General features: G+C 32.6%; 14 protein-coding genes and 1 tRNA gene. 5 read left to right on the top strand and 10 right to left on the bottom strand.

Translation table 11 applies throughout. From position 1 onward, the window contains the following. Positions 1-25: 25 nt before the first annotated feature. The 3 genes from QLS65_RS11570 to QLS65_RS11560 all read left to right on the top strand — a co-directional run bounded on the left by QLS65_RS11570 (position 26) and on the right by QLS65_RS11560 (position 1,034). Positions 26-292 carry a hypothetical protein gene (locus QLS65_RS11570; protein ID WP_099713324.1) on the top strand — a complete coding sequence of 89 codons (267 nt, stop codon included), beginning with the start codon at positions 26-28 and terminating at the stop codon, positions 290-292. 78 nt (positions 293-370) lie between these two features. Then, positions 371-444 (top strand) — tRNA-Thr (locus QLS65_RS11565). Between the two features lie 206 nt (positions 445-650). Continuing rightward, complete coding sequence (locus tag QLS65_RS11560) at positions 651-1,034, top strand: hypothetical protein (RefSeq protein ID WP_282717838.1); 384 nt, start codon at positions 651-653, stop codon at positions 1,032-1,034. A gap of 142 nt (positions 1,035-1,176) precedes the next feature. On the opposite strand, the gene QLS65_RS11555 is transcribed toward QLS65_RS11560, so the two are convergent. The 9 genes from QLS65_RS11555 to QLS65_RS11515 all read right to left on the bottom strand — a co-directional run bounded on the left by QLS65_RS11555 (position 1,177) and on the right by QLS65_RS11515 (position 8,257). Beyond that, a complete protein-coding gene (locus QLS65_RS11555) occupies positions 1,177-1,887 on the bottom strand; it encodes a DUF4369 domain-containing protein (RefSeq protein ID WP_282711569.1) in 711 nt (236 codons plus the stop codon). Between the two features lie 222 nt (positions 1,888-2,109). Then, positions 2,110-3,978, bottom strand: a complete 1,869-nt coding sequence (locus QLS65_RS11550) for a M61 family metallopeptidase (protein ID WP_282717836.1) — start codon at positions 3,976-3,978, stop codon at positions 2,110-2,112. 113 nt (positions 3,979-4,091) lie between these two features. Further along, entirely contained in the window at positions 4,092-4,433 is a 342-nt protein-coding gene (locus QLS65_RS11545; protein WP_282711567.1) for a hypothetical protein, read from the bottom strand. A 64-nt stretch (positions 4,434-4,497) separates the two neighbouring features. Then, positions 4,498-4,776: a DUF2805 domain-containing protein gene (locus QLS65_RS11540; RefSeq protein ID WP_035670363.1), complete on the bottom strand. Its 279-nt coding sequence runs from the start codon at positions 4,774-4,776 to the stop codon at positions 4,498-4,500. A 127-nt stretch (positions 4,777-4,903) separates the two neighbouring features. Continuing rightward, entirely contained in the window at positions 4,904-5,722 is an 819-nt protein-coding gene (locus tag QLS65_RS11535) for a sterol desaturase family protein (protein ID WP_282717834.1), read from the bottom strand. Positions 5,723-5,767: 45 nt separating this feature from the next. After that, the gene (locus QLS65_RS11530; protein WP_282717832.1) at positions 5,768-6,376 is read right to left on the bottom strand and encodes an alpha-ketoglutarate-dependent dioxygenase AlkB family protein; all 609 of its coding nucleotides are present in this window, start codon (positions 6,374-6,376) and stop codon (positions 5,768-5,770) included. Positions 6,377-6,380: 4 nt separating this feature from the next. Further along, the gene (locus QLS65_RS11525) at positions 6,381-6,734 is read right to left on the bottom strand and encodes a DoxX family protein (RefSeq protein WP_282711564.1); all 354 of its coding nucleotides are present in this window, start codon (positions 6,732-6,734) and stop codon (positions 6,381-6,383) included. 68 nt (positions 6,735-6,802) lie between these two features. Next, positions 6,803-7,699, bottom strand: a complete 897-nt coding sequence (locus QLS65_RS11520; RefSeq protein ID WP_282711563.1) for an EamA family transporter — start codon at positions 7,697-7,699, stop codon at positions 6,803-6,805. Positions 7,700-7,855: 156 nt separating this feature from the next. Next, on the bottom strand, positions 7,856-8,257 hold the full coding sequence (locus QLS65_RS11515) for a DUF2721 domain-containing protein (RefSeq protein ID WP_282711562.1): 402 nt from the start codon (positions 8,255-8,257) through the stop codon (positions 7,856-7,858). 169 nt (positions 8,258-8,426) lie between these two features. Between QLS65_RS11515 and QLS65_RS11510 the strand changes: the two genes are divergently transcribed. Then, a complete protein-coding gene (locus QLS65_RS11510) occupies positions 8,427-10,532 on the top strand; it encodes an outer membrane beta-barrel family protein (protein WP_282717830.1) in 2,106 nt (701 codons plus the stop codon). 248 nt (positions 10,533-10,780) lie between these two features. After that, on the top strand, positions 10,781-12,298 hold the full coding sequence (locus QLS65_RS11505; RefSeq protein ID WP_282717828.1) for a DUF2254 family protein: 1,518 nt from the start codon (positions 10,781-10,783) through the stop codon (positions 12,296-12,298). A 162-nt stretch (positions 12,299-12,460) separates the two neighbouring features. On the opposite strand, the gene QLS65_RS11500 is transcribed toward QLS65_RS11505, so the two are convergent. Next, positions 12,461-12,751, bottom strand: a complete 291-nt coding sequence (locus QLS65_RS11500) for a hypothetical protein (RefSeq protein WP_345959734.1) — start codon at positions 12,749-12,751, stop codon at positions 12,461-12,463. Between the last annotated feature and the right edge of the window lie 46 nt (positions 12,752-12,797).

The following is a 12,797-nucleotide window of genomic DNA, read 5'->3' as shown; positions in this document are numbered from 1 at the left end:
AAATTCAAATTTTAAAAAAATAAAAATGGCAAACGTTAAAAATTTAAAAAAAGACATCAACTACGTTTTAGGAGATATTATTGAAGCAGTTTACTTGTTCGAAATTTCTACAACAGGAAAACCAACAACTGAAACTAATGATTTAATTGATGAAGCTATCGCTGCTTTTGACGCTTTAATCACTAAAGTGAACGCAAAAAAAGTAGAAAATAAAAAAGCTCACTTCAAACAAATCAATGTTGAATTGGAACAAACTGCAAATCAATTGATTGCTAAAATCAACGAATTGTAGTCAAAAAAAAAGCGAAAAAAGTTTGAATTTGTTTTGGAAAATAGAAATTCAGACTTATATTTGCACCCGTAATGAGTCGCCAGCGTAGCTCAGTTGGCTAGAGCAGCTGATTTGTAATCAGCAGGTCGTGGGTTCGAGTCCCTCCGCCGGCTCTTTAATAAAACCACTTAACTTTTGTTAGGTGGTTTTTTGTTTTTGATAAAATGCGAATTGATTTCCGTTTTTATTCAACGTAATAATTTTTTGTTAAATTTGGGATATAACCTAAACATTAAATTATGGAAGAATAATCAGTTATTGAAAATTTTGAAATGAAATTAAATGAGTCTGCAAAAGACTTTTTGAAAGAAGCGGCAAAATGGGCTTATTTTTATCAATTCTTGGTTACATAGGAATTAGTTTTATCGTTTTTGCCGCTTTATTTGCCGGTACATTATTTTCTACTATGGGGAAAATGAATCCAGCAATGGGAATGATGGGTTCCTCTTTAGGAATAGTGATGGCAGTCGTTTATTTGCTTATTGCGGCACTTTATTTCTTTCCGGTGTATTACTTGAATAAATTTGCTTCCAATGCCAAAGCAGCGTTTAATGACAACGATTCTGAAACTTTGACTACTTCTTTGAGATATCTAAAATCACACTACAAATTTATTGGGATTATGACTCTGGTTATTTTCTCTCTGTACCTTTTAATGTTCGTAGGGATGATTGTAGGCGGAATGGCTTTTAATAACGCTTAGACAGTTTTCATATCTGGCAACGATGCGGTTTTGTTTGATCAGGCTTCAGAGCCAGACACTTTGTAAAAAAAATCATCTTGTTTTATAACAAGATGATTTTTTTATTCTAAATTATGGAATAAAATGTAGCTTTTAGAGCAGTTTATTTTTGGTTCTTGATACTGGTAATGTATTCCGTTAATTTTTTACCGTAAAGCGATTGTGCTACTTTAGGTGACATTGATTTTTGAATGGTATCTAAATATTTGATATTGATGTCATAGATTTCGGATAATGCTATGTAAGGTGCCACCTCAAATTTTCGGTTGTTTAATGCAAAATTAGTAGCAAATAAGTACTTTCTTTTGATGTTAGAATCTTGTCTTGCGCTTAAACTATCTATTTTTTGTGTGTTTTGACTTTTTATTGCATTAAATTTTTGCTCAATCAAAGATAGATTTTCATCTGTGAAACGGGTATTGATTTTTTTATATTCTTCAAATATTTCCTGATTTTTTGATCCTTTAATTTTGGCATCAGATAAATAACGATCTAAACTTGTTTCAATCGTTATGTTTCCTGGCTCGGCAAAGAATGGTAAATTATTGTCTAAGGAATTGCTCACACCTCTGTCTAAGAATAAATAAAGCATTTCAGGGGACTTTAGGTCAAGATTACTTTCAAATGAAGAGCTTCCATCTATATTGATAGTGTCAATGGCTACTAGTGTAGTGTCAACAACTCTTTGGATGTACAAAGTTCCTTTTTTTAATCCTTTAATATTTCCGGTAATATGTAAATTAGTTTTTGATTCATTCTTGTTACAAGATGCCAACAGGATAAGTGAAACGAATGCAATAATAGATTTTTTCATATGAAGTTAAAATTTGTTTTTTTAGAACTTGGTACCGTCATTTTTATGATTTGTCCCGTTCCCAAACTTCGGGATCGGATTTGAATCGTAACGATTTCATTGGTGTTTATATTTTTGCGCAAAATAAAGAAAATTGTTGGAATGATTTCGCTAACGCATTCAAATTTCACAAAAAAATCCCAATCTATTTCTAAATTGGGATTTCTGGAATTATTTTTGAAATTATGATTTTAACCAAGCTTTTTTCAAAGCAGTTTTAGATGGATCAGTAACCTTAAGACCTTCTTTTTCTTCATAAGGAAATTGTACCTTTCCTTTGATTATTTGTTCCTTACCATCACGTTTTATTTTTACGGTAATAGGGTCGTTTTCTTTCCAGTTTTGACTCTCTGTAATCAAGTCATAAATGTTATCCAATGAATATGGTTTTTCATTTATAGATACTAAAATATCTCCTCCTTTAAGTCCTAAATTTGTATAAAAAACGTGTAATTCTATGTTTGGAATCACAATGATTTCTTTAGTTTGCTGATTCACGGTGATGTATGGTGATTGTCCTTTTAAGAACACATTTCCAGGTACCTTTTCTGTTGATTTAGTAACGCCAACTTTAGCCAAATAACTGTCGTAAGGAATTGTAGTAGGGCCAGATACATAAGTACTTAAAAAAGCACCCACTTCAGGATAAGTAAATGAAGTTATTTTGGCAAAAAGCTCAGCGTCATTAAATGGTTTTGAAGCACCATATTCGTTAGACAATTTTTGCATCAAATCAAGAATTCCTCTTTCGCCATTGCTTTTTTCTCGAATTATAATATCCAAGCACATTCCAATAAGTGCTCCTTTTTCATATACGTTCAAGTATTGGGCTTTGTATGGTTCAGTAAGTACATTAGCACTCATTGTTGTAAAAGGCATTGTGTCATTCATGGCATTTGCATGCTCAATTTTTTCTGCCATACGTGTATAAAATTCTTCTTCAGTAATTAATCCTTGATTGATTTGAAAAAGATTTGCAAAGTATTCTGTCACCCCTTCATACATCCATAAATGTTCTGACATTTTAGGCGTGTTGTAATCAAAATAATGAATCTCTTTAGAATGAATCGTAAGCGGTGTTACTATATGAAAAAATTCATGCGAAACCACATCTTTCATTGATTTAACTAATTCTTCTTTTGGCATCATTTCCGGTAAGACAACAGTTGTTGCGGTAGGGTGTTCTAGTGCTCCAAATCCTTTGGCATCAATAGGTTTCATGCTTGATAAATACAACAAAACGCTGTATTTTTTTGTAGCATTGATTTTTCCTAAAAATGTTTTTTGAGCGGTCATCATCGTTTTCATCTCCGGAGTGATGCTTTCTGCAGTGACTTTTCCAGTAGGGGAATATACGCCAATCAGTATTTCCATGCCGTCTACTGTAAAAGTAGTATAGTCCGGTTTTGCATACATGATTGGGTTTTCAACTAATTCCGCATAACGAGATGTCGTAAACACATCGTTAGTGGCGCTTGCATCTTGATCAGTCATTGAGGTTGCTCCCCAAAGCGTTTCTGGATGCAAAATACTTACAGTGTACGGAAGGTCTTTTTTGTCTTGAAAATAACCTGCAAAACCGTGCATGTTCAGCATAAAGTTTTTTCCTGCATCAATGTTTGTTCCTGCTGGAGAAAAAATATCATTTTGACCAAATCCACCGCCTTTTTCGGTGTCAAATGTGTCGTTTACCAAATAAGTTATTTTTACTAACCTTTTTGCATTTTTAATATTCCAAGTGTTGTCATCTGTTTTAGTAACAGGCAATACACTTCCTTTACTGTCAAGTGCTTTAAAATCCTCAATATATTTTCCATAATCATCTACAGAATAGGTTCCGGGAACAATTTTGGGAATGCTGTAGGTTACTTCATTCGTGCTGATTTTTGGGGAGGTAATTGTGACAAGCACTTTGTCTTCTTTTACATCATTCAAATTAATTGCAACTTTTACTATATCAGTAACGGATTTTGAGTCATTAGTTGAGGTACTGGCAGTTTTACAGCTCAAAAGAACCGATGCAAATGCGAGTGTAAAAAATATTCTTTTCATTTTATGTTGTTTTATTTGACTTGTTAGTCATCTCAATTGTAATATTGTTACAATTTATAAAGACTGGAGACAATATTTAATTTTAGTTATTTAAATAGATTTTTTGGGTGGAATTATTTTGAGTTTAATTCCTTCATTACTGCTTCTGGATTTTCAACTTCAATGATAAGTTTTTTATAATAATGATTGTCTAGTGCGACTATTATGGCTTTCTTTTTATTCATTACATCCCAAAAATTCCTGCCTTTTTTATAAAATGTTCCTGCGGTTATAAAACCAGGAATTTCAGTACCTGGCATCCTAAGACCTTTCCAAAAAGTAAACTCTTCTTTGTTTTGATAGGCTTCAAGAATTTTTTCTTTCGGGATTGTAATTTTGCTTTCTAGTGCCCAGATTTTGTGCCAACCTTTTATTTCAAAAATAAAAATATTGTCTTTTGATGTTACTGAAACCATTGTTGAGTTTGCAAAAGTTAGTAGGCATAAAAACAAAAACTCCCGAACATCAGGAGTTTTATTTCTAGTCTAATTTGTTTTTTATATAATATTTTCCATCCAAATCTTCATCAAAATCATCAATTTTAACCGGTTTTGGCTTTGGTTTGTTTGCAGTCGCTTTCTTTTTCCACATTTCAAATTTTTCTGCGGGCATTTTCTTTTTCATGATTTCAAGAACCTCTTTTTCGGCTAAACCAAATTCTTTTTTGATGATTTCAAAAGGATTTTTTTCTTCTAAAGCCAATGTAACAAGTTTTTCTGTTTGCTCCCAGTTCAATTCTTTACGGTTACTCTTTTTCATCACGTGAAAATTAATTCAAATAAGTTGTTAATGATTAATAAATTGCATTTTTAATTACATCCAATATTAAGAAAAAAAATAATTACTTTTTCTCAAAACGTCATTTTTTTTATACTTTTTAACTATTTTACTTCAAAGATTGTTTTTGAAAGGGTATTTTTAATAAATTTTTTAATTCATTGTGCTCTTCAGGTTTCGGATGCGTGTCGATTCCATAAATGATTTCTTCTTTTGGAAGCGTCATGAAGGTTCCAAAAAGCCTGTCCCAAATTGAAAATATATTTCCATAATTACTATCCGTATACGGCAAAATATAGTGATGGTGTACTTTATGCATATCTGGAGAAACGATAAAATAACTCAAAATAGTATCTACTCTTTTTGGAAGCGAAATATTAGCATGATTGAATTGTGTTGCCACAACAGATAATGTTTGGTACAGGAAAACCATCCACATGGGACTTCCAATAATTAAAACGCCCATTGCCGTAAATGTAAATCGAATTACGCTTTCACCCGGATGATGCCTGTTTGCTGTTGTAGTGTCAATCCAAGTATCGGTGTGATGTATCAAATGAAAACGCCACAAGAATTTAGTTTTATGTTCCACTAAATGTACTAGATAAGCACCAATTAAATCCAATAAAAGCAATCCAACTAATGCGTAAAGCCATAAAGGCATTTCTGGCAGCCATTGTAAAATTCCAAAATTATTGGCAATTGTCCAATCGGCTGATTTTAATAAAATAAACGCCAAACAAAAGTTGACTACTATTGTGGTAAACGTCATAAAGATATTAATACCCGCATGATGCCATTTTTTATATGTGAAGTTAAAAAGTGGAAAAGCATTTTCTATTAACCAAAAAAAAGTGATTCCACCCACAAGAATTAAGCTTCGGTGAGATGATGGAATGGTAGAAAAATAGGCAATAATATCATTCATAATTGGAGTATTTATTTCAAATTTAATAATTTTTATTGAAAATAATTATTTGATTACCCGGAAGGTACCATTTATTCTGGGACCAATGGGTTTTGCTGTTTTTGGAATTTGATGTTTCCAGAAATGCTGTGTTGTTCCTTTCATTATTAATAAACTTCCGTGTTGCAGAACGATACTTTTTTTTAGGTCTTTGTCTAAATTATGTTTTAGCTGAAACGTACGTTCCGCACCAAAACTCACTGAAGCAATTACAGGATTTATTCCTAATTCTTTTTCGTTATCGGCGTGCCAGCCGTTACTGTCTTTTCCGTCGCGATACTGATTGAGTAAAACGGTTGTGAAATTTACATCAGCAATATTTTCGATTTCCGTTTTTAGCTTTTGCAAAAGCAAATTCCAAGGATGTGGTTGCATGGTTATATTCGAATACGAATAGGGTTTTCCTTCGTTTCCAAACAAAGCTGTCAAGCGAGGTTGCGGATGAGTTTTTCCGTACACCCGAATATCATCTTGTTGCCAAGGAATTTCTTTTACCAATTCGGCAAAAATAATATCGGCTTGCTCTTTGTCAAAAAACTGAGGATAATAGATGATTTCAGCGTCTTGCAAGTCAAGAAATATGGGTTCGGATGTGGATTCGAAAAGTGATTTCACTGGATTATGTGTATTGGTAGGCCCAGAAAATGAGAACTAATTGTAATGGCATTCGCAAAAGCAAAACCCATTTTGGCAAACCCATTCTTGCTTTTTCATCGAAATACATATAGAGATGCGTTGGGAAAATAGCCATCAATAAGGCAATAACTCCCCATGCAGCGTAGCTTGAAAGTACCGGAATACACAATGATATTCCCAGAAATATTTCTGCTAAACCGCTGATGTGGTTTAATAATTTTGGATTCGGAAAATAAGGAGGAATGATTTTTAGGTACAGTCTCGGGTTTCTGAAATGGTTTAATCCTGCGATAAAGTAAACAAAAGCCATCACATATAAATGCCAAGGTAAATTCATAATAAAGTTATTTATCACGAATTTATAAAAATTTTAATTAAATGAGTATAAATGTTTTTAAATAGAAATTAAGTCCTTTTCTTGAAGTTGACATTCATAATCACAATTGCCAAGATGATTAAAACTATTCCAATCCATTGGATGAGATTCACGTTTTCATTCAAAAGAAAATATGCCATCAGTACGGATACGGGAAGTTCTAGCGCAGATACAATACTTCCTAACCCGATTCCTGTAAGTGGAAACCCAGCATTGAACAATAAAGGTGGAATTATAGTTCCAAAAAGAGCCAGTATGATTCCCCATTTCATGAAAATCTGAAAATTAAAAGGGGTTGTTTGTGTCGCAATTGCAAATCCAAATACGATTATTGCTCCACCAAGTAACATATACAAACTTCGTTGCGCTGAAGAAACATGTGTTGCCACACGATTAGCGGTAAACATAGTTGTGGTAAAGGAAGCAGCAGATAAAAGCCCTAAAACGATACCGCGCCAGTCTAATTCTACTTTGCTTTGAATAAGATTTGTGGCAAGTGCCGTACCAATTAGTACAATAACTACAGAAATTATTTTTTGATTGGAAGGTCTTTTCTTTTCTAAAATCATTTCAAATAAAACGCCCATCCAAACGGTTTGCATCAATAAAACGATAGCAATAGAAACAGGAATATATTTTACCGCCAAGTAATAAAAAATACTCGTCATTCCCAGAGAAGTTCCGGCAAGCATTAATTGAGTGATGTTTTTCTTAGATGCTTTTACAACCTCATTTCCTTTTTTAGCTTTTTGAAACAGATTAATCAGCAGCATTCCCGTGATTCCATATACAAATTGAGCAATGGTAACTTCAGGTGTGGTGAAACCTTCGCCGTAGGCTATTTTTACAAAAGTCGCCAACATTCCATAACTCGTTGCGCCAAGACCTACTAAGAAAACTCCTTTTAATACACTATTCTTTATCATTTTTTCAATTTTAAAAAGCGGGCAAAGATAAGGTTTAGTTCCTAGTTATGTGGTATAAATTAGGACTTAATATTTGAGACAGTTATTCTGGTTTGATTATGCTTCGCAATGAAGTGATTAAAGGATAATCTAAGATTTTTAAGTCCACTGCTAATTTTATTTTACCTCTTTATCGACTAAATCGCTTAAATGCAATCGCAACGCATTTACTGAAATACTGATTTCCCAAAATGACAATCCTAGTGAAATCAATAATCCTAATAAACTCAGCCCAAAAAGATAAATTCCGGCAGTTTGTTGTTCCAAAAATAATAGCAGCATGGCAAAAACGGATAAAAACAGACTCATTACGCCAGCCATTTGCATATTACGAATCAGTGTCAAGCGTAAGTTCAAATTTTTGATTTCCAATAAAATCATATCGTTTTGCTTTTCCTTATACGTTTTTTTTAATCCTCTTACGATGGTGGCAAGGGTCAAAAATCGATTCGTATATGCCAATAAAATCAACGAAGTTGCGCCAAAAAGTAATGCCGGAGTTTCTATTTGTAAAATCATTTTGGATTTAGTTTTAGAATTGGAGTTTAAAACGAATTGCAAAGTTCGTTATTCTATGCTGAAATTGATCTTTTAGTCTTGTGAAATACAATAATTTTATATAATCAGCTCGTTTTTTAGTAACGTTTATAGCCTTAGTACTACTAAAGGAGTAACACAAATAGAAACGATGAAAAAGAATCATTTATTGAGTATGTTTTTTTTAGCAGCAATATTCACACTTTCGGCTCAGGAAGAACCCAAAAAAGCAGTAGAATTGAATGAAGTTGCAATTGTAAAAACTAAAAAAGCAGTTGAGCAAAAAGCGGATAGAACCATATTTGATTTTTCCGGTCAGCCCAGTTTGAATTCCGGATCCGTATTAGAAGGAATAAAAAAACTACCTGGACTTATCGCTTCAGATGTGGCCGGGATAATGTATCAAGGCAAGCAGTTGGATGTTTTTATGGATGGAAGACCGCTTAATATTACCTCAAATGAATTGAATTCTTTTCTGGAAGGAATGCCTGCCAATGCTATTGAAAAAATTGAAATTATTACACAACCAGGAGCTGAGTTCCCTGCTACTTCCGGTGGTGCGATTATGAACATTATTACGAATAAAAACGCTAAAAATTATTTAAGCGCTACGTATACTAACAGTACTAATTTTACGAGTTACGACCATTTACGATGGAGAATCAATAATAGTTTATTGTTGAGTGCTAAGAATAAATATTTTGGATGGCAATTGAATGTTGGACAAAATTACAGAGAATCTGCAGTGTGGACTTCGCTGACAAAAAACGAAAACAATACGACTTCGATACTTTCGACTACTGAAGCGGATCGTATTGGGCGTACTAATTTTGTGAAATCTGCACTGACGTTTGATATTGGCAACGACCGATTGTTATTTAATTACGATGTAAACTACAGCAATAATAATAGCAATACATTAGGAAATGGTCCCGGTTTTAGTACTAATGATGATTCCTTTACGGATGCTTTACGTCAGGATTTTGTGGTTACTTTTCAAAAAAAGTTTGAAGATAAATCTAAAAAATTAGACTTTAAGTTCAATTATAACAGCAATCAAAACGATTTTACACTGAATTCCAGAACGAATAATGTTGCTATATTAGATAATGCTTCGACACAGCGTTTGTACAATGCTAAAGTTGATTATTCGCAACCTATTGCATTTTCTGATGAAGGGAAAATAAGCTTTGGTGGTTTGTATGAAGCGCTTCTTTTTGAAACCCAAAACATGAAAATTGTGAACTTGGATTATCAGCGAAAAACGGCAGCAGCTTACGGTGAGCTACAATCTAAATTTGATAAGTTTAATTTTATTGTGGGCGGTAGAGCCGAGGATTATAATATCACTGGAAAAACAAATATCGCTGATTTAATTCCGTTTAAACAATTCCGTTTTTTTCCAAATGCCAGTGCTCAATATAATTTCAGTAATTCGGTTTACTTTAATGTCAATTATAACAAGAAAATAAGTTTGCCAAGCACATCTGCCTTAAATCCAAACAACACCAACTATCAGAATCCAAATATTGATTACTCGGGAAACCCGAATTTGCAACCTACTATTTTTGATAACTACGAAGCAAAATTGAGTGCTTTTGATTATGCTTTTATCGGATATAATGTTAGTTCTGCTCAAAATCAGGTAATCAACAGGGTATTACTTACCGATGATGTCGTGGTAAATACCAATATCAATGTACCTCAAATCAAAATTCACAACTTTAATGTGGGATTGCCTATTCCGTATATGTTGTTTACAAAAGGACTTAAAGAGACCATGAAAATGAATATTAATCCGGATAAAATGAACTTTTTATACGTGTATACCGCATATCAGTTTCATCAAATTCCCGAAATTAAGACCAATGGTTTCTGGATGTTTAATTTGATGTCTCAAATTGTGTTGCCAAAAGAAATCAAGTTTGTAGCTAACTTTAATTACATCATGTCTAAGGGGAATTATTTTTATTTCATTGCTGAGAAGCCTTTTAATAATACGCTTGATTTAACATTTTCTAAAAAGTTTTTCAAAGACCAATTGTCCGTTTCCATAAGTGTGGATGATGTTCTTAATTCGAATCGATTTGTTTTCAGCTCTGTTGGTACACCTTTGTTATTAGCAAATAAAAACGATACACGTCGTTTTGGGTTCAGTGTGAATTACAAAATTCCAACCAAAAACAAATTAGCAAAAGAAGATCCTAATTTATTAAACAAAGAGAAAAAAGAAGAAGGAAATATTTTGAATCAATAGCGCTGTAATTTATTTCTTTAATTCTAAACACAAAGACCTGTAAGTTTACGCTTTCAGGTTTTTTATGTTTTAAAATTTAATGAAAACTTCATTATGCGAAAGCTGTCAATACATCTTCTTTTTATAAGTTCGGATGTGTTTATGCCATGGATGCTATGTCGGCTACTTTTCTGTTTGACATACAAAGCGATCAAAATCTTTCGGATAAAGATTTATTTAGGCTAAATTTACTTATTGAAATTTAAATTATGAAACAAAAATTAAAACTGCGGATCAAAAATATATTGGAACATCAGGTAAAACATATGGGCACATTTACCAGCGGTATTTATGCGTTTATTATTGGTTCTGTTTTATTGACGATTGATTATTATGTTGATTTTGGAATGAAGCTCAAAATAAACGAATTAGAAATTTACAATCGGTTGATTCCTGTTTCTACTATTCTAATCTCCATTCTTATTGGAATTTCATTAACTACTTTTTCTGTTGTTTTTGTTGTAATGCAGCTGGCTTCCTCTCAGTTTTCACCCCGAATTTTGAGACATTTTTTATCAAATAATCTTAGAATGCAACAATTTATCGGATTGTTTGTGGGCACAATTTCGTTGTGTGTATTACCTCAATTAGCATCCGTTTTTTACCAAACTTCTTTTCTCTTAACACTGACTACAGGTTCACTTCTTGCTTTTTATTGTCTGGTATGGTCTTATCCTAACATGATTAGCTATTTAAGTATCAACATGAATGTTTCCAGTATTACAAATGGAATCAAATCGGAAATGGTTGAAGAAATCAATGTGTTGTATCAGGAAAATTGGAGTGTAGGAAAGAATCTCCTTTACAAACGTTCCAAAATAAATCCTGATAAATTTCAAGTGAAAATTGTAAGTTCTTTTGAAACAGGCTATTTAGACAGCGTGAATTATAAAAGATTGGAAAAAATAACAGAATATATCAATAGTTCTGATGTGGGTGTTTTTTTTGAAAACGCCTATCAAAAACCAATTGTAGGGGAATTTATTATGAAAGATACCACAACGCTCATGGTTTTAGTTTTTAGCGAGGAACTCCAAATGAATCAGATACTTCGTTTGAAGAAAGAATTAGAGGCAATTGTCAGCACTACTTTTAAAGTTAAGTTGTTCAGAAGCCATACGCAAGATGTGAATTTTGGTGTCAGAAAACTGGTTGATATTGCCATAAAAGCCATTTCTCCTGCGGTGAATGATCCAACGACTTGTTTGAATTGTATTGACCAGATTGGGGAAATAGCAAAAGAATTAGCCATAAGAGAATTTCCTTCTACGGATTCGAGGACTTTGGGTTCCAAAAAAATACAGGTAAATGAATTTAATTTTGAAGAATTCATTGACTTTTGCTACGATCAGATTTTTCAATGGGGCAAGGAAGATCCTACCGTTGTGAAAAGAATTATTAGATCAATCCGGATTATTTTACCATTAGTTGAAAACCCTTTTAATTTGAAAATCTTAATACAGCAAGTTGAAGAAATGGATTTACTTGAAATCTATAATTTGTCACAATATAAAAAAGGAAAACTAAAAATATCAAAGGAAAAATTAGTGATTGTAGAGAAAGAATTGTCTCGATTTAGACAAAAAGCTAAGTTGCAAATTAAAGCTTTGGATCTAAAAGGAGTTTTAGACCATTACGAAACGAATCATTATTCGGATAATTTAGAAATTACAACTGCTGAAATTGAGGCAGTAGAATATCTTAAGGCATACAAAACAGTAGATTAAACTATCTATGACAATGGAAATGAAATAAAATAGAAAACCTGTAAGTTGACGCTTGCAGGTTTTTTTTACTTGGAATACTGTTTATGGTTTGGAATTCGAAAGCTCTTCTTTATAGAGATTCGTTAGTGCAGTTTTGCAAACTGTGCCTATTTCAATTGGCAACTAAAATAAATCTACTACTACTACTACTACTACTACTACTACTACTAATTCATTTTCTAATGTAACATAATTTCTTGCAGAACTGAAATAATGATCTTCCGGCATCGTTACAATTTTTTCATTTACAGGATTGTTGTGTATGTAATCCATTTTTTGTTTTATAAATTTATTGTTGTAAATATGTTCCCATAATACCCGTTTTGCCAAACTTTGTATTGCTGTTCCTGTTTTAAATGTTGACAAGTTTTTTAAAATAATCCAATATCCATTCTCTCCTGCTTTTCGGTTCATCTATAATAGTCTGAATAATTTTTTTAGATGTATATTTTTTAAAATC

This window comes from Flavobacterium algoritolerans (genome assembly GCF_030010385.1).
Taxonomy (GTDB): Bacteria; Bacteroidota; Bacteroidia; order Flavobacteriales; family Flavobacteriaceae; genus Flavobacterium; species Flavobacterium algoritolerans.
The sequence above is the reverse complement of the archived record's forward strand: the minus strand, read 5'-3'. Positions and strand labels throughout refer to the sequence as shown.